The sequence below is a fragment of the Caballeronia sp. ATUFL_F2_KS9A genome, assembly GCF_023630765.1.
Classification (GTDB): Bacteria; Pseudomonadota; Gammaproteobacteria; order Burkholderiales; family Burkholderiaceae; genus Caballeronia; species Caballeronia zhejiangensis.
Map to the genome: position 1 here is coordinate 50,943 of NZ_JALQEK010000003.1, position 21,426 is coordinate 72,368.

The 21,426-nt window shown below is 63.4% G+C and carries 20 protein-coding genes, 1 tRNA gene and 1 pseudogene; 9 read left to right on the plus strand and 13 right to left on the minus strand.

Features of this window, described 5'->3' with window-relative positions; genetic code table 11:
- Positions 1–216 precede the first annotated feature (216 nt).
- The 4 genes from NCS67_RS05520 (at position 217) to NCS67_RS05535 (ending at position 5,049) form a co-directional block, all read left to right on the plus strand.
- The gene (locus tag NCS67_RS05520) at positions 217–1,791 is read left to right on the plus strand and encodes an ABC transporter ATP-binding protein (protein ID WP_008349995.1); all 1,575 of its coding nucleotides are present in this window, start codon (positions 217–219) and stop codon (positions 1,789–1,791) included.
- Between the two features lie 7 nt (positions 1,792–1,798).
- Positions 1,799–2,905 (plus strand): ABC transporter permease, encoded by a 1,107-nt coding sequence (locus NCS67_RS05525; protein WP_008349994.1) that lies wholly within the window; start codon positions 1,799–1,801, stop codon positions 2,903–2,905.
- Between the two features lie 16 nt (positions 2,906–2,921).
- Positions 2,922–3,851: an ABC transporter permease gene (locus tag NCS67_RS05530; RefSeq protein WP_008349992.1), complete on the plus strand. Its 930-nt coding sequence runs from the start codon at positions 2,922–2,924 to the stop codon at positions 3,849–3,851.
- A gap of 112 nt (positions 3,852–3,963) precedes the next feature.
- Entirely contained in the window at positions 3,964–5,049 is a 1,086-nt protein-coding gene (locus tag NCS67_RS05535; RefSeq protein WP_008349990.1) for a BMP family ABC transporter substrate-binding protein, read from the plus strand.
- Positions 5,050–5,134: 85 nt separating this feature from the next.
- On the opposite strand, the gene NCS67_RS05540 is transcribed toward NCS67_RS05535, so the two are convergent.
- From NCS67_RS05540 to NCS67_RS05555, 4 genes are all read right to left on the minus strand, one after another.
- A complete protein-coding gene (locus NCS67_RS05540; RefSeq protein WP_008349988.1) occupies positions 5,135–5,341 on the minus strand; it encodes a dodecin in 207 nt (68 codons plus the stop codon).
- 235 nt (positions 5,342–5,576) lie between these two features.
- Positions 5,577–6,068: a hypothetical protein gene (locus NCS67_RS05545; RefSeq protein ID WP_008349986.1), complete on the minus strand. Its 492-nt coding sequence runs from the start codon at positions 6,066–6,068 to the stop codon at positions 5,577–5,579.
- Between the two features lie 322 nt (positions 6,069–6,390).
- The gene (mscL, locus tag NCS67_RS05550) at positions 6,391–6,834 is read right to left on the minus strand and encodes a large conductance mechanosensitive channel protein MscL (RefSeq protein WP_008349984.1); all 444 of its coding nucleotides are present in this window, start codon (positions 6,832–6,834) and stop codon (positions 6,391–6,393) included.
- Between the two features lie 164 nt (positions 6,835–6,998).
- Positions 6,999–8,384, minus strand: coding sequence for a DUF2252 domain-containing protein (locus NCS67_RS05555; protein WP_175980003.1), 1,386 nt, complete (start codon positions 8,382–8,384; stop codon positions 6,999–7,001).
- 257 nt (positions 8,385–8,641) lie between these two features.
- Here NCS67_RS05555 and glgX point away from each other — a divergent pair, with 257 nt between their 5' ends.
- On the plus strand, positions 8,642–10,840 hold the full coding sequence (gene glgX, locus NCS67_RS05560; protein WP_008349981.1) for a glycogen debranching protein GlgX: 2,199 nt from the start codon (positions 8,642–8,644) through the stop codon (positions 10,838–10,840).
- Positions 10,841–11,184: 344 nt separating this feature from the next.
- Here the strand turns inward: glgX and NCS67_RS05565 are convergent, their stop codons facing one another.
- The 3 genes from NCS67_RS05565 to NCS67_RS05575 form a co-directional block, all read right to left on the minus strand.
- Entirely contained in the window at positions 11,185–12,387 is a 1,203-nt protein-coding gene (locus NCS67_RS05565; RefSeq protein ID WP_250434610.1) for a tetratricopeptide repeat protein, read from the minus strand.
- A 125-nt stretch (positions 12,388–12,512) separates the two neighbouring features.
- Positions 12,513–13,193 (minus strand): PspA/IM30 family protein, encoded by a 681-nt coding sequence (locus NCS67_RS05570; RefSeq protein WP_008349976.1) that lies wholly within the window; start codon positions 13,191–13,193, stop codon positions 12,513–12,515.
- 219 nt (positions 13,194–13,412) lie between these two features.
- Entirely contained in the window at positions 13,413–13,820 is a 408-nt protein-coding gene (locus tag NCS67_RS05575; RefSeq protein ID WP_008349975.1) for a plasmid mobilization protein, read from the minus strand.
- 495 nt (positions 13,821–14,315) lie between these two features.
- Between NCS67_RS05575 and NCS67_RS05580 the strand changes: the two genes are divergently transcribed.
- Complete coding sequence (locus NCS67_RS05580) at positions 14,316–16,865, plus strand: penicillin-binding protein 1A (protein WP_244808038.1); 2,550 nt, start codon at positions 14,316–14,318, stop codon at positions 16,863–16,865.
- 60 nt (positions 16,866–16,925) lie between these two features.
- Here NCS67_RS05580 and NCS67_RS05585 read toward each other — a convergent pair whose 3' ends face one another.
- The 3 genes from NCS67_RS05585 to NCS67_RS05595 all read right to left on the minus strand — a co-directional run bounded on the left by NCS67_RS05585 (position 16,926) and on the right by NCS67_RS05595 (position 18,179).
- Positions 16,926–17,357, minus strand: coding sequence for a copper chaperone PCu(A)C (locus NCS67_RS05585; RefSeq protein WP_008349971.1), 432 nt, complete (start codon positions 17,355–17,357; stop codon positions 16,926–16,928).
- Positions 17,358–17,364: 7 nt separating this feature from the next.
- A complete protein-coding gene (locus NCS67_RS05590; RefSeq protein WP_008349969.1) occupies positions 17,365–17,727 on the minus strand; it encodes a copper resistance CopC family protein in 363 nt (120 codons plus the stop codon).
- Between the two features lie 71 nt (positions 17,728–17,798).
- Positions 17,799–18,179, minus strand: coding sequence for a DUF2946 domain-containing protein (locus NCS67_RS05595; RefSeq protein WP_008349967.1), 381 nt, complete (start codon positions 18,177–18,179; stop codon positions 17,799–17,801).
- 147 nt (positions 18,180–18,326) lie between these two features.
- Here NCS67_RS05595 and NCS67_RS05600 point away from each other — a divergent pair.
- A tRNA-Met gene (locus NCS67_RS05600) sits at positions 18,327–18,403 on the plus strand.
- Positions 18,404–18,674: 271 nt separating this feature from the next.
- Here NCS67_RS05600 and tssE read toward each other — a convergent pair.
- Genes tssE through tssK form a run of 3 tightly spaced genes read right to left on the minus strand, consistent with a single transcriptional unit; the run spans position 18,675 to position 21,043 of the window.
- Positions 18,675–19,103, minus strand: a complete 429-nt coding sequence (tssE, locus tag NCS67_RS05605; RefSeq protein ID WP_244808114.1) for a type VI secretion system baseplate subunit TssE — start codon at positions 19,101–19,103, stop codon at positions 18,675–18,677.
- 36 nt (positions 19,104–19,139) lie between these two features.
- On the minus strand, positions 19,140–19,799 hold the full coding sequence (locus NCS67_RS05610) for a DotU/TssL family secretion system protein (RefSeq protein WP_250434611.1): 660 nt from the start codon (positions 19,797–19,799) through the stop codon (positions 19,140–19,142).
- A gap of 5 nt (positions 19,800–19,804) precedes the next feature.
- Positions 19,805–21,043 (minus strand): type VI secretion system baseplate subunit TssK, encoded by a 1,239-nt coding sequence (gene tssK / locus NCS67_RS05615; RefSeq protein WP_350029129.1) that lies wholly within the window; start codon positions 21,041–21,043, stop codon positions 19,805–19,807.
- Between tssK and NCS67_RS05620 the strand changes: the two genes are divergently transcribed.
- A complete protein-coding gene (locus tag NCS67_RS05620) occupies positions 20,974–21,183 on the plus strand; it encodes a hypothetical protein (protein WP_350029128.1) in 210 nt (69 codons plus the stop codon). The two genes, tssK and NCS67_RS05620, sit on opposite strands and share 70 nt — an antisense overlap.
- Positions 21,184–21,205: 22 nt before the next feature.
- Positions 21,206–21,426 (plus strand): annotated as a pseudogene (locus tag NCS67_RS05625) (hypothetical protein); the annotation flags it as partial.

Below are 21,426 nucleotides of genomic sequence, written 5' to 3' on the forward strand. Positions count from 1 at the left end.
TAATATGTTGCAAAAAATTCGTCAAGATGTGAGTTACCCGCGATGACTGGGTTTGCGGGGCGCAACACATAATTTTGAGTTATCGACTTAGCGTCTCGATTTCTGTAAATTCTGCCCGCGATATGAGTTCGTGCGACATCACGCTGTCTTGCGCTCTCGAGCGGTAACTTTTTCCAGCCCGGCCTGCTCGGTGGCCGGGCGCATCTCTGGATCTCAATGGGCGACGCCATCTCCACGTCGACGACGCCACCGCGCCTGGCGTTGTCCGGTATCAGCAAGCAGTATCCGTCGGTCAAGGCGAACGACGGCGTGAATCTCGTCGTCATGCCGGGCGAAATCCACGCCGTGCTCGGCGAGAACGGCGCGGGCAAATCCACGCTGATGAAAATCATCTACGGCGCGGTGCGCCCGGATGAAGGCGAGATCCGCTGGCAGGGCGAGGCGGTCGAGATCGGCAGCCCGGCCGCCGCGCGCAAGCTCGGCATCGGCATGGTCTTTCAGCACTTTTCGCTGTTCGAGACGCTGACCGTCGCCGAAAACATCGCGCTCGCGCTCGACGAAAAGTTCGACATGAAGGCGCTCGGCAAGCGCATCCGCGATGTGTCGAAGGACTATGGCCTCGATGTCGATCCGCAGCGCCACGTCCACAGCCTGACCGTCGGCGAACGGCAGCGCGTCGAGATCGTGCGATGCCTGCTGCAGAATCCGCGGCTGCTCATCATGGACGAGCCGACGTCCGTCCTTACGCCGCAAGCCGTGCAGAAGCTTTTCAAGGTGCTGCGCCGCCTCGCGTCCGAGGGCTGCAGCATTCTCTACATCAGCCACAAGCTCGACGAAATACAGTCGCTGTGCGAAAACGCCACCGTGATGCGCGGCGGTCGCGTGACCGGCAACGTCGATCCGCGCAAGGAGACGCATGCGTCGCTCGCGCAACTGATGGTGGGCCATTCGCTGCCCGACTACACGCGCCGCGAACACAATCCCGGCGACGTGCGCCTTGCGGTGAAAAATCTGTCGGTCGCGAGTCCGGACCCGTTCGGCACGTCGCTCGACAACGTCTCGTTCGGGGTGCACGCGGGCGAGATTTTCGGGATCGCGGGCGTGTCGGGGAACGGACAGGCGGAGTTGCTCGCGGCGCTATCGGGCGAAATCCGCGATAAACACGTCGCCGCCGATGCCGTGTCGATCTGCGGCAAGCCCGCCGCGCGTCTCACCGCGGGCGGCCGCCGGCGGCTCGGCTTCGCGTTCGTGCCGGAGGAGCGGCTCGGCCGCGGCGCGGTCCCGGCGATGTCGCTCGCCGATAACGGCCTGCTCACCGCGCATCGCGAAAACATGGTGCGCGGCGGCTGGATCAAGGCGGGCACGGTCAAGGCATTCGCGGAACGCTGCATCAAGTCGTTCGACGTGCGTTGCGGCGGCAGCGATGCGCTCGCGCAAAGTCTCTCCGGCGGCAACTTGCAGAAATTCATCGTCGGACGCGAGATTCTTCAGGAGCCGAAAGTGCTCGTGGTCGCGCAGCCGACTTGGGGCGTCGATGTCGGCGCGGCGGGTTTCATCCGCCAGCAACTGCTCGATCTGTCCGCGCGCGGCGTCGCGATTCTCGTGATTTCGGAAGAACTGGAAGAACTCTTCGATATCTGCGACCGGCTCGCCGTCATCGCGCGCGGCAAGCTCTCGCCGGTGCGCAAGACGAGCGAAACCAATGCGGAGGAGATCGGCCTCTTCATGGCCGGCCTCTTCGAAGGCAAGCCCGCGCCCGCCGTCGAATCCGACTCTCTTCAGAAGCACTAAAAGAACGATGATCTTCCCTTATCGACTCGAAGCGCGTCCGGCGCCCTCGCGCGTCATGCAGCTCGCGGTGCCGGTGGTCGCCGCCGTGGCGACGCTCGTCATCGGCTTTCTGATTTTCAGCCTCGTCGGACAGGATCCGCTGCGCGCGATGCATGCGTTCTTCATCGAGCCGCTCTCCAGCATCAACGGCTGGTCGGAGCTCGTGCTCAAGGCGTCGCCGCTGTGCCTGATCGGGCTCGGGCTCGCGGTCGGCTATCGCGCGAACGTGTGGAACATCGGCGCGGAAGGGCAGATGCTGCTCGGCGGCATCGTCGCGGGCGGCATCGCGGTCCATGTCGGCGATGCTTCCGGCTGGTGGACGCTGCCGCTGATGATGGTGGGCGGCATCGTCGGCGGAATGGTGTGGGCGGGCATTCCCGCGCTGCTCAAGAGCCGCTTCAACACGAACGAAATCCTGACGAGCCTGATGCTCACCTACGTCGCGACGCAGTTGCTCATCTATCTCGTGAGCGGTCCGTGGCGCGATCCGGAAGGCATGAACTTCCCGATCTCGGCGATGTTCGGCGACGACGCGCTCTTCCCGCGTCTCTACGGCGACTGGCACTGGACATGGCTGAAGGGCACGCGCATCAACGCGTCGGTGTTTCTGACGGCGATCGCGATTCCCTGCGTGTGGCTCTTCATGCGCAAGAGCTTCGCGGGCTTCCGGATGAACGTCGGCGGTCTCGCGCCGCTCGCCGCGCGCTACGCCGGGTTCTCCGACAAGAAGACGATCTGGACCTCGCTCCTGCTTTCCGGCGGCCTCGCGGGTCTCGCGGGCATGGGCGAAGTGGCCGGTCCGATCGGCCAGCTTCAGGCGGGCTGGTCGCCGGGCTACGGCTTCACGGCGATCATCGTCGTGTTCGTAGGGCGTCTGCATCCGGTCGGCATCGTGCTCGCCAGTCTGCTGATGGCGCTGCTTTATCTCGGCGGCGAAGCGGTGCAGACGTCGCTGCAATTGCCGCAAGCGCTCGCGGGCGTGTTTCAGGGCTTGCTGCTGTTCTGCCTGCTCGGTTGCGATCTGTTCGTGAATTTCCGCATCAAGCGCAGGACGCCTGCACATCACGCCGCTTAACGAGGTCGAGAAAAACATGGACATCAATCAAGCCAGCAATCTCGCTTCGAGCGCCGTGATCGCCGCCATCCCGCTGATGTACGCGGGCGCGGGCGAACTCGTCGCGGAAAAATCCGGCGTACTGAATCTCGGCGTCGAAGGCATGATGCTGATGGGCGCCGTCACCGGCTACGCCGTCACCGCGATCACGGGCAGCCCGTGGCTCGGCATCGTCGCGTCGGTGTTCGCCGGGCTCGCGATGGCGCTGCTCTTCGGCTTTCTCACCATCACGATGCTCGCGAATCAGGTCGCGACGGGCCTCTCGCTGACCATCTTCGGCATCGGCTTTTCGGCGTATGTCGGCAAGCCCTATACGTCGGCGGCGGTGCGCTCGACCATCGACGTGATGCCGATTCCCGGGCTGTCGAGCATTCCGGTGCTCGGCCCGGCGATCTTCTCGCTCACGCCGCTCGGCTATCTCGCGTTCATCATGTTCGCGGTGATCGGCTGGTTCCTCTACAAGACGCGGGCGGGGCTCGTGCTGCGCTCGGTCGGCGAATCGCCGGCGGTCGCGCATTCGGTCGGCTTTCCGGTCGTCGGCGTGCGCTACGGCGCGACGCTCTTCGGCGGCGCGATGGCCGGCATCGCGGGCGGCTATTACTCGATCGTCTATCTGCACGTCTGGCAGGAGCAACTGACGTCGGGGCGCGGCTGGATCGCGCTCGCGCTCGTCGTGTTCGCGACGTGGCGCCCGGGCCGGCTGCTCATCGGCGCGTTGCTGTTCGGCGCGGTGATGGCGCTGCAGTTCTACGCGCAGGCGATCGGCGTCCCGGTGCCGACGCAATTTCTCGCGATGCTGCCGTATATCGCGACGATCGTCGTGCTCGTGCTCATCTCGCGTAACCCGAACACGATCAGGCTCAACGCGCCCGCATCGCTCGGCAAGCCGTTCTTCGCGGCGAGCTGATGCCGCTGTTGTTCGCGCGCAGCATCGCGGTTCCGTTCTCATTTTTGACCGACCACACTGATGCGGGCCAAAGCAATTCGTTTGACACACAACATCGACCAGGAGAATCACAATGAATAAACCATGGCTGAAGGCGATCACCGCTACGGTCGCACTGTCCGCCACCGTCGCGGCCTTGAGCGCGCAGGCGGCGGATGCGCCGGGCGTCGCGTTCGTCTATCTCGGCAATCCGGGCGATGCAGGCTGGACCTTCGCGCACGACGCCGGCAGCAAGGAGGCCGAAGCGAAGTACGGCAGCAAGATCAAGATCACGCGCGTCGAGAACGTGCCGGAATCGGCGGACTCGGAACGCGTGTTCCGCGATCTCGCGAACAAGGGCAACAAGGTCATCTTCGCGACGAGCTTCGGCTATCAGGATTTCGCGCTGAAGGTCGCGAAGGATTTTCCGGACACCATTTTCCTGACGGCCACCGGCTTCAAGAAGGCGAAGAACTTCGGCACGTATGACGTGCGCATGTATCAGGGCGCGTATCTCGCGGGCGTCGCCGCGGGCTACGTGACGAAGACGAACACGCTCGGCTTCGTCGCGTCGGTGCCGATCCCGGAAGTGGTGCGCAACATCAACGCGTACACAATGGGCGCGCGCTCCGTGAACCCGAAGGTCCACACGAAGGTCATCTGGATCAATAGCTGGTTCGATCCGGGCAAGGAAAAGCAGGCAGCCGAAACGCTGATCGGCCAGGGCGCCGACGTCCTGCTGCAGAACACCGATTCGAACGCGACGCTCAACACCGCCGCCGAGAAGAAAGTCTTCGCGTTCGGCTGGGATTCGAACATGAAGAAGTTCGGCCCGAGCGCGCATTTGGGCTCGGTCGTCGCGCATTGGGGCGTGTATTACAACGACGTGATCCAGAAGGTGATCGACGGCAAGTGGAAGAACGATCCGGTATGGCTCGGCATTCCGCAGAAGGCCGTGGATCTCGAAGACCTGAATACCGGCGCGATTCCCGCGAAGGCAGTGCAGGCGATCTCCGCGAAGCGTGACGAGTTGCACGCAGGCAAGTGGGATGTGTTCAGCGGTCCGATCAAGGATCAGTCGGGCGCGGAGAAGGTGCCGGCCGGCAAGACGCTGACCGACCCGGAACTGCAGCGCATCAACTGGTATGTCGAAGGCGTGGACGGCTCGCTGCCGAAGTAAGCACGCATCGTTCGCTCGCCGCAATGTAAAACCGCGCTTCGTTGCAAAACGAAGCGCGGTTTTTTCATGCGATGAGCCACGCGCATCAATCGATACGCAGTCCCACCTTGATCGTCACCTGCCAGTGCAGGATCTTGCCGTCCTCGATGTGCCCGCGCGTTTCCACCACTTCGAACCAGTGCATGTTGCGCAGCGTTTTCGACGCCTTCTCGAGCGCGACGCGCACGGCGTCATCGCTCGACTGCGGCGACGAGCCGGTCAGTTCGATCTGCTTGTAGACGTGTTCCGACATGGTGTTCTCCTTGTAGTGTGGTGGATCGGTCAGAGCGATGCGACGCGTGGCGTCGCAAGATGCTTCGAATACCGATGCAGCAAGGCACGCGCCATCACGCTTTCGCGCGTGGCTTCCATTAAAGGACAGGAACGCGTGCGGGAGTAGTCGGGGTTTGCGCGAAGCGCGCTCGGCGCACGAGCCTCGTCAGCGAGGCCCGCGTGCATCGGCAGAAACCAGGGAGGTCCGCGCAGGATCAGCGCAGCGGTCGCGAAGCGGCGTCGCCTGCGTCCTGACGGCGCGTGCCGCGACGCCTGCGCGCCGAAACCGTCGCGCCGAATTCGCTCAGGATCTGGGCGCGGGCGCGGCTCGCGAATACAAGGAAACCGAAACCGTTCCCCTCGTACCAGTAACCGCCGTTCTCGAGTCCGTCGAGCGGCTGTTCGAGCGCGTTGGTGATGGATTCGACACAACGCCTGTGCAGCTCGTCGATCGCCGGGTAGGGCGGCTGGGCGCCTCGCACGCTGCACAGAAGGACATCGAGTCCCGGCAACACATGTGCGTACAGCACCGGTTCATCCTGGGCGCGAGCCCTGGCGATCTTGGTGTCTAGCTGACCAAATGGCTTGAAATGCCGAAGCACGGCGAGAAAAGACTCGTCGCCATCAGCCTTCACGCGCTTACGCTTTTTCGGGAAGGACATAAAAACTCGCCTGAAAAAGAATTGCAAGAAACGCAGCGTCCTCATGCGGCCACTCCCGTCTTGCGCGCCGCACGTCGATCTTTTATAGCGCATCGATGTGATTAGGTCACGGTGAATCGGGCCATTCGTTTTTAGCAACGGCAAGAGCCGCTGCTCCTTCCTGGCGCACGATTCGTGCCGACGACCGTTTGGCGGCCCGCTTGGCTTCCCTCAGAGCATCTATCTCAATAATAGTCCTGCTGCACCCCACGCGAACAGCTTTCATGAAGAAAAAAGCGGGTGGGCGCACCAAGGGGATAGGGTGGCCAATCAGGCAGACCCGCCCGCGCCGCGCGGGTTCCGCTGCGATGCGAGCGGGTTTGCCCGGCTAGACGCGCGGTGCGTTCTTGAGTTCGTCGCGAATCTCGCGCAGCAGCAGCACGTCTTCGGGCGTCGCGGGCGGCGGCGCGGCTTCGGCCGGCTTGCGCAGATTGTTGATGAACTTGACCATCAGAAAGATGATGAACGCGAGAATGATGAAGTTGATCAGCGTGGTGATGAACGAGCCATAGCCGAATACGGCGACGCCCGCGGTCTGCAAGTCCTTGTACGAATCGGGATTGCCTTTGAACGTTGGCGGTATCGGCCCGAGCCGGACGAACAGGTTCGAAAAGTCCAGGCCGCCGGTGGCGAGGCCGACCACCGGCATGATCAGATCTTTGACGACGGAATTGACGATCGTCGAGAATGCGCCGCCGATGATGACGCCGACCGCGAGGTCCATGACGTTGCCCTTCAGGGCGAAGTTCTTGAATTCTTCGATCATGCTCATGCGCGGCTTCCTCCAGTGTGCGTTAGACGGTTGTGCGGGCCAAGGCGGCAGCAAGGGCTATGCCGTTGGAACCCGCGCGAAACGCCGGGCGCGGCGCGTTTCGTTGCGGGCACCGACAATGATAGTCAATTCGATTGCGGCTCGCGCGGGGCGCCGGAATTCGCTCAGGCCGACGGCACGCGCCCCACGCTGATCGCCGCGCAAAAAGCCGCGTGATCGGCGACCGTCTGCGCGCCATAGCGCTCGGCCCACATCGCGTAGGCGGCGTCGAGCCGGTCGGAGTTGCCGCAATACCCGGCGATGAGCGCGGCATCGCCGGTGCGCGCGTGGGCGCGGGCGAGCAGGAGGCCGAGGCACCACGCGTAAAAGTCGAAGGTCGCGCCGTGCAGCCAGTCGACGGGAATCGAGCCGCGGATCTGCTTCATCTGGCGCACGTAGAAGTCGCGGCCGGAAATGGTCGTCCAGCCGAGCAGCGCATCCGATGAACTCTGCATCAGACGCTGACCATGCACGACCCGCCGTCCCTGATGGCGATACGGCTCCGGGAGCGGCGGCACGAACGGCGCGGCGGCCGGCACGATGCCTTCCTTCACCTGAATGAAGAGCGGATCGCCGAGCGCGCGGCCGAGCATCAGCACGAGATACGCGCGCGTGCCGACGCTGCCCACGCCGACGACGCGATGCGCGACATCCACGACGTCGTAGCGTTCGAGCATCATGCGCCATTCGCCGGCGAGCGTTTCCAGATAAGCCTTCAGGCCATCGATCACATGATTTTTCTCGGCGGCGTCGAGCGCGGTCAGGATCGGCGGATCGGCCTTGAAGCGATAGCTTTTGCCGACGGGCTCCGCGACTTTCGCGAGCATCGTCGCGTGCGAGCGCTTCATCGCGCGTTCAACGGTTTTCTCTATGGTCGCCTTCTCGTCGGAATCGAGCTTCGTGGGCGCGTCCATGTGCAGCGCGCTCGCGTAGGAGCGCATCTGCCAGAGATCGTAGGGGCTTACTTGCCAGAGTCCGGCCATCGTCGTGCGATACGCGGCGCACGCCGAACGCACGGCGCTTTCGCGCCCGGCGGCATCGACGCCATTTTCGCGCGCCGCGACGTTGATGCTCGCGGTCAGACGCTTCAAGTCCCATTCCCACGGGCCGACGAGCGTTTCGTCGAAATCGTTCAGATCGAACACGACGTCCTGGCGCGGCGTGCGAAAAAGGCCGAAATTATTGACGTGCGCGTCGCCGTCGATGATGACGTTGTGGCCGATCGAAGGCGACTTCGCCAGATCCCACGCCATCACCGTCGCGGAGCCGCGCAGGAACGCGAACGGCGACTCGGCCATGCGCTGCATCCGCAGCGGAATGAGCCGCTCCTGCCGGCCCGCGTTGCCCGCGAGCACGCGTTCCACGGGATCGGGCCGGTCCGGCTCGGGCGACCAGGCGCCGTGCGCGTCGAACGGAACCGCGTCGCGCAGTGAACGGCCCATGGCGCGGCTTTGCTCGGCCGCGCCGTTGATGGGTGTATTCGTCGAAGCGGAACCAGGGCGGGTGGACAAGGCGCGTTCTCCTTCGGCGATAAAAGGGCGTGTCGAGCGTTCGTCGAACGCAGAGCATTCGGCGCTCCCGGCGGGAAGGTTTTACACGCGCAGCGCATGACGCGGGTGCGTCTCGATGGCGCGAACCGCATGAAGCAAGCTGCACGCCGGGCCGGGCCACGGGCACGGGATATGCTCTTTACGATCGGCTTGAAGCCGCGCAATGCCAACGCACGATCCCGACGCACTTCGCGTCAATCTTTCGAACACATCATCTCATGCCCAACGAAATCCGCATTGCCGAAGGCTCCCCGTTTCCGCTCGGCGCAACCTGGGACGGACAGGGCGTGAATTTCGCGCTGTTTTCCGCGAACGCGACCAAAGTCGAGCTGTGTCTCTTCGATGAGAAGGGCGAAAAGGAAACGCAGCGCATCGAACTGCCCGAATACACCGATGAAGTCTGGCACGTCTACGTTCACGGCCTGCAACCCGGCGCGGTCTATGGCTATCGCGTGCATGGACCGTACGAGCCCGAAGCCGGACATCGCTTCAATCCCAACAAGCTGCTGCTCGATCCGTACGCGAAGGCGCACGTCGGCGAACTGAAGTGGGACCCGGCCGTGTTCGGCTATACGCTCAACGCCGAAGGCGACGATCTCACCTTCGACGAACGCGACAGCGCGCCCTTCATGCAGAAGTGCCAGGTCGTCGATCAGGACTTCTCGTGGACGCATGCGACGCGCGTGCGCGTGCCGTGGGAGCACACGATCTTCTACGAGACGCACGTGCGCGGCTACACGAAGCTGCATCCGGCGATTCCGGAGCACATGCGCGGCACTTTCGAGGGGCTCGGACAGAAGGAAGTGGTCGATTACATCAAGAGCCTGGGCGTGACGTCGGTCGAGCTTTTGCCGATCCACGCGTTCGTCAACGACAGTTATCTGCTCGACAAGGGCCTCACGAATTACTGGGGTTACAACACGATCGGCTTCTTCGCCGCCGATCCGCGCTACTTCGCGCGCGGGCCGGGCGTCGTCGCCGAGTTCAAGGAAATGGTCGACCGGCTGCACGAGGCCGGCCTCGAAGTCATCCTCGACGTCGTGTACAACCACACCGCCGAAGGCAACGAACGCGGGCCGACGCTGTCGTTTCGCGGCATCGACAATGCGTCGTACTACCGGCTGATGCCCGAGGAATCGCGCTATTACATCAACGATACCGGCACCGGCAATACGCTCAACCTGTCGCATCCGCGCGTCCTGCAGATGGTCACCGACAGCCTGCGCTACTGGGTGACGGAGATGAACGTCGATGGCTTTCGCTTCGATCTCGCGACGATTCTTGGCCGCGAGCCCTACGGCTTCGACGAGGGCGGCGGCTTTCTCGACAGTTGCCGGCAAGACCCGATTCTCTCGAGCGTGAAGCTCATCGCGGAACCGTGGGATTGCGGTCCGGGCGGCTATCAGGTGGGCGGCTTTCCGCCGGGCTGGGCGGAATGGAACGATCGTTACCGGGACACCGTGCGCGAATTCTGGAAGGGCGACGAAGGCGTGTCGCCTGAGCTCGGCAAGCGCATCACCGCATCGGGCGACAAGTTCAACAAGCGCGGGCGCCGTCCGTGGGCGAGCGTGAACTTCATCACCGCGCACGACGGCTTCACGCTGAACGATCTCGTCTCGTACAACGAGAAGCACAACGAGGCGAACGGCGAGGACAACAAGGACGGCCATTCGGACAACAAATCGTGGAACTGCGGCGTCGAAGGTCCGACCGACGACCCCGAGATTCGCGCGCTGCGCGAGCGCCAGAAGCGCAACATGCTCGCGACGCTGCTGTTTTCGCAAGGCACGCCGATGCTGCTCGCCGGCGACGAATTCGGCCGCACGCAGAAGGGCAACAACAACGCGTATTGCCAGGACAACGACATCAGCTGGGTGAACTGGGACATCGACGACGATGGCCGCGCGCTCACCGAATTCGTGCGCAAGCTGACGACGCTGCGTCACACGCTGCCGGTGCTCAGGCGCCAGCGCTTCCTGACCGGCGAATACAACGAGGACCTGCAGGTCGCCGACGTCCGGTGGCTCGGCACGACCGGCGACGAACTCACGCAGGAGCAATGGGACGATCCGAACATGCGCTGCTTCGGCGTGGTGATGGACGGGCGCGCGCAGGCGACGGGCATCCGCAAGCCGGCATCGGATGCGACGCTGCTGCTCATCGTCAACGCGTATCACGACGTGGTCGATTTCACGCTGCCCGACATTCCGGGCCCCGACGAGTGGATCTGTCTCATCGACACCAACGCGCCGATTCGCGAGGAATTGCCGGAGTTCGGCGCGGACGATGTGTATCAGGTGACGGGCCGCTCGCTGCTCCTGTTTGCGCTTCAGCCGCGCGGCGCGACCAAGCGCATTTTCAAGCGGCTGGAAGAAGCGCTGACGGACGAAGTCCCGCCTGAAGGCGAGGCGAGTTGAGGCTCGCGTCGGCGGGGTCCGGCGCGCGAGCGGTTATCATCTGGTTTTTGCGATAGCGACAGTAGGCGGCGGGAGCCGCCTTCTTTTTTCCACGATGGCCGTATCTTTCACGCATGAACGCGCGCCTCTTCAAGGCCGCGTGGCGCCGACGGCATGATCCTGCATGCCATCCTGCGCGTCGCGAGCTGGGATCAGCTCGAGCGCATCTGGGAATTCATCGTCGGCTTCTTCAAGTTTCTCTGGGGCCTGCTGCGCTTTCTCGGCGGCGGTTGATGCGCTGATCTTCACGACGAAACCAAAAGGGCTCCGCGAAACGGAGCCCTTGTTTTTCGTACGCGAGCAGATCAGGAATCGCGCCAGCTGTCGTCGTTGCTGCCGAGGTCGAGGTTTCCGCCCCCGCCGCCATCGTTCCAGTCGTTGGAGCCGTTGCCGAAATCGAGGCCGCCGCCGTTGTTGTTGCCGAAGTCGAGACCGCCGTTATCGTTCTGCGGCGGACGATCGACGGGGACTTCGCGCTCGATCACGCGATCGCGCCCATGCGAGAGCGCCTCGCCCAGCAGCACGCCGGTAAGCAATCCGCCCATGCCGCCGCCGAACCCGCCGCCGCCTTGCTGGATGATGACGGGCGGCTGCTGCCCTTGCTGCGGCGGATACGGCCCTTGCTGCGGATACTGCGGCTGGCCGCGTCCGAAACGCTCGGCTTCCTGCGCATATGGCGAGCCGTTCGGTGCGCCGGCTTGCGCATAGTTGTTCGCGTTCGGATCGGGCCGGCCTTCGGCGCGCGCCTTCAGGCTTGCAACCTGATTCTCCAGATCTTCGATCGCATACGGCGGTACCGGATTCTTCGAGTTCGACAGCGATTCGACCATCTCGCGCAACTGCGTTTCCGCGCCTTCCACGTCCTTCAGCAGCGCTTCATGGCCCGGCGCGGTGGAGAGCCGCACGTCTAGTTTGAGCGTGCGCACTTCGTTGAGCAGTTCGGTTGCGCGCTTGATCTGCGAACGGCGATCGTTCTCGGCCTGACCGTCGTCGCGTGAGCGCGCACGGCGCAAGCCCCAGCGCAGCACGAGCGCGATCGCCGCGATCAGGATCGCCAAACCGATCCACGCGCCCATGCCGATGCCGTGCGTCTGCGGCGCGGGCGCGGCTTGTTGCTGATTGAAGGGATTCTGTGCGCTCGACGTAGTCGCGCCGTTGTCCGATCGCGGCGAGATGCTCTCGCGCGTCGCATCGGCCTGAATGCGGGCCTGCGTGGCCGCGAAGCGCGAAGGATCGGTGAAGCTCAATGCGGGATCGAGCGATTTCGCTTGTTGCAGATGCGAAAGGGCGTCGCTGTAACGGCCTTCGCGGTCGAGAACCTGCGCGTAGAGATAATGCGCGTGCGCGTTCTTCGGATGCGCCTCAAGCACTTCGCTCAGTTGCGAGTCGGCCTTTTGCCAGTTGCCCTGCGTCATCGACTGCTCGACCTGCTGCGCGGTCGGCAACGCGAACGCGAGCGGGGATGCGAGCGACAGCGACAACGCCAGAGCCGTCAAGAACTTTTTCATGATGCGGGCCGGACGCGATGAACGTCCGTCTCCTGTCGATGCAATCGTGTACTGCTCAAGGTAACGCATATTCGTGCGACGCGTGGCTTTGCCCGGCGGCTCGCCACGCATGCACTCGCCAGCACTTATTGCGCCGGCGGATTCAACTGCTTCTTCAGCGCTTCGAGACGGTCTTCGACGGAAGGCCCGCGATTGAGCGCGGCGAGCTTGTCATCGAGCGCCTTGCCGGACTTCTGGTCCGCCGAATTCAGGCGCGCATCCGAGCGGGCGTTGGCGAGCTGAACCTTGTCTTCGAGCTTCTGAAAGTCCTCCGAAAGATTCTTTCCGCCGATGCCGCCCAGCGCCGTCGCCGCGGTGTCCTTCGCCTGCGCGATCTGCTGCTTCGCCTGAAGGATGTTCGAGCGCGCGTTCAGATCGTTGCGGCGCTGACGCATGTCCGTGATCTGCTGCTTCAGATGATCGACCGAAGGCACCAGCGTCTGCAGTTCCGCGGCGAGCGCGTCGCGTTCGGTTTCGGCGTTCGCCTGCGCCGCGAGGGCTTCGCGCGCGAGGCCTTCATCGCCGGACTGCAGCGCGCGCTTCGCGCCGTCTTCGTACTTCTTCGCCTTGTCGGCGGCGGCGTCGCGCTTGCTTTGCTGCGTCGCGACCTGCGCTTCGATCTCGATGAGCGAGTTTTCCGCCTTCGCGATGCTGTCGTCGAGTTCGCGCACGATCTGGCGAGCGTCGCGCGAAGGGTCCTGCATGGTGTCGGCGGCGTCGTTCAAGAGGCCTTTGACCGTGCGCGTGATGGAATCGAAAAGCGACATGTATTTCTCCTGGAGGAAGACGGCGGCGTTCACTCGATCCACGCGCCGCGCGGCTCGAATGTGAGGCGCAATGCGCGGGATTGCAAGCGCACGCGAGCTTCGCGTGCACGCCGGGTTTACCCGCTCATTAAATCATGCCGCGGCTTAACCGGGACTTAACGGAAGGTTAAGGAGTGTAACGGCGCGCCTTGCCGGAAAAGGCAGGCAGGGGGCCGGTGGCTAGCGCTCGGTGTGCGTGTCGTCGGTCAGCGAGGCGTCGTCGCCCTCATCGGCGTCATGCTCGAGTGCGTCTTCGGATGCGGGGGGCTCGGGATGCGCCTGCGCAAGCGTGCGCGCCTGCGCTGCGCGTTTGGTCGCGCTTGCGGCGGCATCGCGGGCTTCGCGTGCGGCGGCTTTCGCAGCGACGCTCTTCAGCGCGGCGTTGAGCGCATCGGGCGCTTTGGGCGCGCGCAGCCGATCGACGATGCCCGCGACCTTGATCTGCTCGCTCGTCGCGTTGAAGTTCAGCACGGCGCGCCGCATGAGCTCGCTCACGCTGATGCCGAGGGAGTCCGCTGTATTGCTGATGGCCAGCTTCTGCGCGGGAGTCACGAAAACAACGATGCGTTCGCTGGGTTTGGTCGTCATGGGCGGCTCACAAACAGTAAGGCGATCGTAACCGGACTAAGGGGACGACCGCGGCTTCGGTTCATCAAACTGCACGACATCGTTATTGCAGGCTCGCGAGAGCCGTTTCGGGAACCCGCGATCCATTCATCCATCATATCGGTTTGCGCGCGGCCGTGCGTGTGAATGGCCTCGCATCACACGCGATGAGCGTTGCGCAAAAACGGCGCGCGATCAACGACTTGTGCATTTTCTCATACGGTTGTCCACAAGGCTCTCAACACTTTCTGTGGGTAACACAACATTGGCGCGCATCTGGCGGGCTCGCGGCAATTTACTTACAAAAAAATCCTGCGCATTTTGTGGTGGCCCGCGCGAATTCTTTAAAATGCGCTGTTACCTCCGGCCGGATCCGGCCTGCACATTCGCTCGTCCCGTCTTGGCAGTCGCGTCGTTTTTCGGCGCATCGCAGCGCGGCAGCGGGCGCGCTTCATGGCGCGCCGAACGAACCCAGTCATGCCTATCATCAAACGACCCGACTCATCGAATTCCTCGCGCTACGATCGCGAACCCCGCTGGAACGACTCTCGCAACGACTCACGCAATGACTCGGGCGGCCGCGACGGCGGCGGGCGCAACGGCGGTGGCGGCCGCAATGACCGCAACGATCGCAATGACCGCGGCGGCCGGGGCCGCTCTCCGCTCGCACGCATCGCGCTCTGGTTCGCGGGACTCGCGGCCATCGGCGTGGTGATCGGCGCGCTCATCGTCGGTTATGCGCTCGTCGTCATGGGGCCGAATCTGCCGTCGCTCAATGCGCTCATCGACTATCGTCCGAAGGTGCCGCTGCGCGTCTATACGGCCGATCACGTGCTGATCGGCGAGTTCGGCGAGGAGCGCCGGAGCCTCGTGCGCTTTCAGGACATTCCCGATCAGATGAAGAAGGCGGTGCTCGCAATCGAGGATTACCGCTTCTACGATCACGGCGGCGTCGACTTCGTCGGCATCCTGCGCGCGGGCGTGACCGATCTGATGCACGGCGGCGCATCGCAAGGCGCGAGCACGATCACGATGCAGGTCGCGCGCAACTTCTTCCTGTCGAGCGAGAAAACCTATACGCGCAAGATCTACGAGATGCTGCTCGCGTACAAGATCGAGAGCGCGCTCACGAAGGATCAGATTCTCGAGCTGTACATGAACCAGATCTATCTGGGCGAGCGCGCGTACGGTTTTTCGGCTGCTGCGCGCGTGTACTTCGGCAAGGACCTGAAGGACATCACGCTTGCCGAAGCGGCGATGCTCGCGGGCCTGCCGAAAGCGCCGTCGGCGTATAACCCGGTCGTCAATCCGAAGCGCGCGAAGGTGCGTCAGCAGTACATCCTGAAGCGCATGCTCGATCTGAACTTCATCACGCGCGAACAGTTCGCTCAGGCGAGCGCCGAGGAAATTCACACGAAGTCCTCGGGCACCGAATACGGCGTGCATGCGGAATACGTCGCGGAAATGGTCCGGCAGATGATGTACGCCCAATACAAGGAAGAGACCTACACGCGCGGCCTCACGGTGACGACGACCATCGATTCCGCCGATCAGGACGCCGCGTATAAAGCCGTGCGCAAGGGCGTGATGGACTATGAGCGCCGGCATGGCTATCGCGGGCCGGAGGGCAATGTCAATCTGCCGTCGAACGCGGATGACCGCGCCGAGGCGATCGAAGACGCGCTCGTCGATCATCCGGACAACGGCGAGCTCGTCGCGGCGGTGGTCACGGCCGCGAGCCCGAAGCAGGTGAGCGCACAGTTCGTCGGCGGCGATACTGCGACGATCGCGGGCGACGGCCTGCGCTTCGTGGCGGCCGCGCTGCGCAACAACGCATCGAAGGCGCTCGCGATCAAGCCGGGCTCGATCGTGCGTCTCACGAAGGACGGCAAGGGCAACTGGCAGATCACGCAGTTGCCGCAGGTCGAAGGCGCACTGGTTTCGATGACGCCGCAGGACGGCGCGATCCGCGCGCTCGTCGGCGGCTTCGACTTCAACAAGAACAAGTTCAATCACGTTACGCAGGCATGGCGTCAGCCGGGTTCGAGCTTCAAGCCGTTCATCTATTCGGCGGCGCTCGACAAGGGTCTCGGACCGGCGACCATCATCAACGACGCGCCGCTGTATTTCCCCGCGGCGGGCGGCGGCGATGCGTGGGAGCCGAAGGACGATGACCAGCCCGACGGCCCGATGTCGATGCGCGTCGGCCTGCAGAAGTCGAAGAACCTCGTGTCGATCCGCATCCTCTCGTATATCGGCACGGGCTACGCGCAGGACTTCGTCACGCAGAAGTTCGGCTTCGACAAGGACAAGACGCCGCCTTATCTGCCGCTCGCGCTCGGCGCGGGTCTCGTCACGCCGTTGCAGTTGAGCGGTGCGTACTCGGTGTTCGCGAACGGCGGCTATCGCATTAATCCGTATCTGATCGCCGAGGTCGCCGATGCGCGCGGCACCGTGATCTCGCGCGCCAATCCGCTGATCGCGGGGAGCAACGCGCCGCAGACGCTCGAGCCGCGCAACGCGTACATCATGAACAGCCTGCTGCATACCGTCGCGACGCAGGGCACGGGCTCGGGCACCAACGTGTTGAAGCGCAACGATCTGCAAGGCAAGACCGGCACGACCAACGACGCAAAGGATGGCTGGTTCGCGGGCTATCAGAAGCAGCTCGTCGCGGTCGCGTGGATGGGCTACGACCAGCCGAAGACGCTCGGCAGCCGCGAGTTCGGCGCGCAGCTCGCATTGCCGATCTGGGTCGAGTACATGGGACGCGCGCTGCGTGGCATTCCGCAGGAGCAGATGGAGCGGCCGGACGGCATCACCACGGTCGATGGCGAACTCTTCTACGCCGACCGGACGCCGGGCGCGGGATTCGTCGCGAGCATCGGGCTGGATAACGCCAATCCGATGGCGGGCGATGCCACCACGATGGGCGGCGTGGGTCCGGCGGGCATGCAGGCGCCGCCCGCGCCGCAGGTTACGACCGACGAGCGCAAGCAGATCATGGATCTGTTCAGCAAGCACTAGCGATAAAAAAACGCGCCGGACTTCACAATCCGGCGCGCTTTTCTTTGGGGGGCGCGAAACTCAGTGGCCGACCGTCGCTGCCGACTTCACGTCACAGTTCACCTTGAGCGTCGACTTGTCCGCGAACGATAGCGTGAGCGGAATCGTCGAGCCGACCTTGAGCGGCTTGCCGGGCTCTTCGAGCATCAGGTGATAGCCCTTCGGCGCGAAGTTCAAGGTGCCGTGCGCGGGGACATCGACGGAATCGACGGCCGACATCGTCGCCGTGCCGTTCTTGCTTTCCGACTTGTGCATCATCGTCATGCCGAACGCGGGCGTTTCCGCGGCCGTGAGGGTCGCGGGTTTGTCGCCGTTGTTGGCGACGGTGAAGTAGCCCGATGACGGCAGGTTCGGCGGCATCGCACGAACCCAGCAATCGCGGGCCTCGAGCGTCGCGGCCTGAGCGAACGATGCGCAGACGAGCGCGCTCGCGAGTACAGCGATTTTTTTCATTGTGTCCTCACTTGACGGTGAAGTTGTAGTGGCCTTGCGTGCGATGCCCGTCGGCCGCGAACGCGCTCCATTGGACCTTGTAGACGCCCGGCGCGAGATCGGGGAGCGCGACGCTCATGTGCTTTTTGTCGCGTGCATCGACTGTGGATTTCTCGGTGTTGACTTGCGTGCCCTGCGCATTGGTGACGATGAGCTTGCTGAAGGTCGGTTCGAGCGCTTCGCCGAAGTCGATCGCAACTTCGTGCGGGGCGCTGACGGTCGCGCCGGGGCCGGGTTGTTGCAGCTTCGGCAATGCATGCGCGAATGCGAGTTGCGCGGAGCCGATGAACGCGAGCGCGAGTGCGCTGCGCATCAACGATGATGAAAGCATGATGTGTCCTTGCGTGCCCGAAACCGTTGGGGTTTGAGGCGATGAACGAAGTCTGTGTTTGCCGATGCGAATCAGGCGAAGGCGGGCGGGGCGCGCGGTTGTGCGGCGGTGAGCGATGCTCGGCGAGGCGCGTCGGTGCGATGATTTGCGACGAAGGTTTCGCGCGGCGGGAGAAGGGCGGCCGCGCGATGCGGCGATACGGTCGGCGTGGGCGCGTGCGCGATGAGATCGCAATAAGCGCAGGCCTGCAGATGATCGACGGTGTCATGCTTTTGCGGATGCGTGTCGCGCGATGCCTGGGCATCGGTTGCGCACACGGACGCGAGCAACGATTCGATGCGCGCATGTTCGAGCGTTTGCGATGCGACGGGCGCGAGCGAGAGCAGCAGGATCGCGCATATCGCAGCGAACCCGCCGATCTTCCCGATGATGCCCCGACGCAAGTGATGCATGCCGATACATGGACGATGATGAACGAGCGATTATGCCATGCGCGTTTGGAGGCGCTTCGCGAGGGATGGGACGCATCGATTGATTGTTTTAGAAAATAGGGTGTTGCGGCAAAGTAAGCGATGACGTATAATCTTTTCTTCGACGGACGCGGGGTGGAGCAGTCTGGCAGCTCGTCGGGCTCATAACCCGAAGGTCGTAGGTTCAAATCCTACCCCCGCAACCAATATCGGCAAGCCGTCACACCATCAAACCCGCCTTTGAGCGGGTTTTTTGTTGTCTGTCTTTTCAATGCAAATACGCCTTGTCAATCGCGCGGCCAGAACCGCGCTCGTGCGCGCCCGAGTCGCATCAAGGATCAGCGAAAGGCCTGCGGCTTCTACCACCCGTTCGCCAACTAAAGGCCTGATGCGTGCTGCGCTCGGACGCGCGATCAGAAATGAATCGCTCCTTGCGGAAGCCACGACATCGATTCGAGGGGAACCTCAGTCGAACGCTCACTCATCGAGGGCCTGCTGAAGCATCCTCAACCGCGTCCTGCCATCCGGCATGAAGTCCGTGCCGAAGCGCACAAGCCCCTCGCGTCGTAGGTGACACGCCATCGTGAAGCTCAATAGCATGCCCGGCTCGGGCTTGTTGATCTCGATGTCGATCGCCCTCAGGCGTGGCTCGTACTCGAGCAACGTCGACTCGATCTCGGTTTTCAACTTATGCGCGGAAGCCGGCAAGTGCCGGTATATCTCGGACAGATCGTCGAGCCCATACCCGGGCAAATGCGCGAGCGCCTTGCGACGGCTGTTGAGAATCCGCTGGATGTTGTCCCGCACCGAATAGAAAGTCTGCTCTTCGGGCGAGTGATCGATGATCGCCGTTCCGTCCGCGAAGTGTCCGGTGATCCGCTCAAAGAGGCCGGGTCCCGCGCGCATCATCGTTTGACCTCGTGTTTCATGCCTGCGCTCCTTTCATTGCGTCATGCGGGCAACGGACGCATCCAGCCACGCATTGATTCCAAACCAGATCAGCCCGACCACTACGCAAGCGACTGCGATGCCGGCGAGCGGAGAGATTCGCTGCGTCCACGCACGCATAATTGGCGCTTTGACGATGACGGAGCCATCATCCTTCTGCTGCCTCTGCTCGACACGAAGCTGAGCATCGATGGCCCGTCGGAGGCGAATTTTCGCGTCGTCGCCTTCGAGGGCGAGTCTCCCCGTGAAACCGAGATCCAGCACCGCGCCGAAGATCGCGAGCAGCGCAAGCACCGGTCTGGGGTCCCGCAGCCGCTCTCGGATTCGCCGCACGAGTTCTTCGCCGGCATCGTTGGTCTCGAACTTCTCCAACTGCAACGGTCGGCGTTCCCAGTCCTCGCGTTCATCGCCTCTTAGACTGTTCAAGGCCGCTTCGTCGAGCAGCGCGCACTGGGCGTATCGGGCGTCCTCGATCACGTCTTGCGGATACCCTCGTGCTTTGAGTTCGGCAGTCAGGGCATCGATTTGAGCTTTGCACGTCGTTTTCAAATCGTCCGCAGACTTCTCTATGCTTTCGTCGGCAAAATCCGCGACCGTGAGCGCCGTGTCGCGCAGCGCCACCGGCAGCAGATCGATGTCGATATTCAATGTCATGCTGTTCACGTCGGTAGCACCGCATAAAGTTCGAGCGAAACATCGGGAATTGAGGCAGGCACGTAGAACCGACACGCGCGCGCATCGATCATGCGTTTGAAAGCCGGGTGCGATGCATCGAGCGCGAAGTACTGGTTCTCGATGCGTACCGGAATCGCCGCGGGCAGACGCGCCATAGGTTTGATCGGAATGCCGGAGAGCGCCGAATTGACGATCTGTTCGACTTCATCGGGCGCGCCCGCCTTGCAGAGTCTCGGGAACTGCTCGATGAGTGCATGAGCGGGCAGCGCGGCCTGCACCGAGAGGTAGTAATCCGCATCCTCGACGAGCCGCTCGTCTTCGATCTGGCCGGTCCAGACCGTGCCGCGCACGCGCTCTAGTGCGATCGGCACCACGCGCGATGGGATGACCGTATCGAGCAAATTGCGAATGAGCGACTCCAACTCCGCGAACACGGGCTCCGGTGCGCGATGGTCGTAGGCGGGGAGCGCCTGCAACGTCTCCGTCGTGGAGAAAGTCAGAAGCGAACCCGCCAGCCGCGAAAGCAGCGCATAGAGCCGCTCCGGATGCTGATTCGGTGCCTGCACCAGCCGCGCGAGTTCCGGCCAGGACGAGTTCACGCTGTGCAGCAGCCAGAAGAGCGAGACGTCGGCGACCGCGTAGTCGGCGATCTGGTCCGAACGTTCGCGCCGGCGTACCGCCAGGCTCGCGCTCTTCGCGCTGAGGATTTCCGACAGGCGCTTCACGCGTGTCGTCAACATCGTATTGGCCGACAAGAACAGGCACGGCGGCACGAAGGCCGCATCGAGTTCGAAGCGTCCCTGCGCATTGCGGATAAAGCGCGCAACCGGGCACGTCACGTAATCGCCGCCCGCCTCGAAATCGAACAGCAACGAGACGGCGTGGCGTTCGACGCTGATTTCTTCCTTACCTTCGCCGTACAAATCAGCGACGTGCAGATACTCCCGCACGAACCGGCGTGGCCGGGCGGGTTTCGCCCCAGGCTCGATGCAGTTGCCGCCTTGCGCATCGACGAGCGCCACACCCGCGAGCACCGTTATCGCATCGTATTGCGAGCCGACGTCATCGAGACTGCGCGCGGCCGGGAGCCAGTCGGACGTGTCGCTGTCGATGAGCGTCCCATCGGGCAGGCGGGCATGCGCATCGGGAGGTGATGGCGCTGTTGCGCTTCTATCTGGGCTACGAGGCCGAGGCGCGTCTGGAGATGCACGTTCGGCCCGAATTGATGCCCGATCCGGTGCTGAAGCCGAAGCAAACCAGTCTGGGATTGACGACGCAACTGTTCGACCGCTCGGCCCCGACGGACGAGCCTGCGCGCACTACGCGCGTGCATCTGGGGCGCTGGGATGGCGCAGCCGAATAAATCAAGCAGGGCAGGACCGACCATGCATCACTACAACTCGAATGCTTCCATTACGGGCCGCCTGATGCGAAGCGCAACGACCGCACTCGCCACGGCCAGTCTGCTCTCGATCGCCGGCTGCGGCGCGTGGCAGGCCACGAAGGACAGCACGGTAAGCGCAGCCGAGTGGCTCTTCACCACGCAAGTCAAGTCGATGAACGTCGAACTGAACGGTCGCGCCGCGTTGAACGAGAACGCGACCGG

What these genes read in the sequence shown, in the direction of transcription:
- NCS67_RS05540 (WP_008349988.1), bottom strand. Translation starts at nt 5,341, where the DNA reads ATGTCGGAACACGTCTACAAGCAGATCGAACTGACCGGCTCGTCGCCG.
- NCS67_RS05595 (WP_008349967.1), bottom strand. Translation starts at nt 18,179, where the DNA reads ATGCATCACTTGCGTCGGGGCATCATCGGGAAGATCGGCGGGTTCGCT.
- NCS67_RS05575 (WP_008349975.1), bottom strand. Translation starts at nt 13,820, where the DNA reads ATGACGACCAAACCCAGCGAACGCATCGTTGTTTTCGTGACTCCCGCG.
- tssE (WP_244808114.1), bottom strand. Translation starts at nt 19,103, where the DNA reads ATGCGCGCGGGACCCGGCCTCTTTGAGCGGATCACCGGACACTTCGCG.
- NCS67_RS05580 (WP_244808038.1), top strand. Translation starts at nt 14,316, where the DNA reads ATGCCTATCATCAAACGACCCGACTCATCGAATTCCTCGCGCTACGAT.
- NCS67_RS05565 (WP_250434610.1), bottom strand. Translation starts at nt 12,387, where the DNA reads ATGAAAAAGTTCTTGACGGCTCTGGCGTTGTCGCTGTCGCTCGCATCC.
- NCS67_RS05525 (WP_008349994.1), top strand. Translation starts at nt 1,799, where the DNA reads ATGATCTTCCCTTATCGACTCGAAGCGCGTCCGGCGCCCTCGCGCGTC.
- NCS67_RS05585 (WP_008349971.1), bottom strand. Translation starts at nt 17,357, where the DNA reads ATGAAAAAAATCGCTGTACTCGCGAGCGCGCTCGTCTGCGCATCGTTC.
- NCS67_RS05535 (WP_008349990.1), top strand. Translation starts at nt 3,964, where the DNA reads ATGAATAAACCATGGCTGAAGGCGATCACCGCTACGGTCGCACTGTCC.
- NCS67_RS05520 (WP_008349995.1), top strand. Translation starts at nt 217, where the DNA reads ATGGGCGACGCCATCTCCACGTCGACGACGCCACCGCGCCTGGCGTTG.
- mscL (WP_008349984.1), bottom strand. Translation starts at nt 6,834, where the DNA reads ATGAGCATGATCGAAGAATTCAAGAACTTCGCCCTGAAGGGCAACGTC.
- NCS67_RS05530 (WP_008349992.1), top strand. Translation starts at nt 2,922, where the DNA reads ATGGACATCAATCAAGCCAGCAATCTCGCTTCGAGCGCCGTGATCGCC.
- NCS67_RS05610 (WP_250434611.1), bottom strand. Translation starts at nt 19,799, where the DNA reads ATGACATTGAATATCGACATCGATCTGCTGCCGGTGGCGCTGCGCGAC.
- NCS67_RS05590 (WP_008349969.1), bottom strand. Translation starts at nt 17,727, where the DNA reads ATGCTTTCATCATCGTTGATGCGCAGCGCACTCGCGCTCGCGTTCATC.
- glgX (WP_008349981.1), top strand. Translation starts at nt 8,642, where the DNA reads ATGCCCAACGAAATCCGCATTGCCGAAGGCTCCCCGTTTCCGCTCGGC.
- NCS67_RS05620 (WP_350029128.1), top strand. Translation starts at nt 20,974, where the DNA reads ATGGCGCTGTTGCGCTTCTATCTGGGCTACGAGGCCGAGGCGCGTCTG.
- NCS67_RS05570 (WP_008349976.1), bottom strand. Translation starts at nt 13,193, where the DNA reads ATGTCGCTTTTCGATTCCATCACGCGCACGGTCAAAGGCCTCTTGAAC.
- NCS67_RS05545 (WP_008349986.1), bottom strand. Translation starts at nt 6,068, where the DNA reads ATGAGGACGCTGCGTTTCTTGCAATTCTTTTTCAGGCGAGTTTTTATG.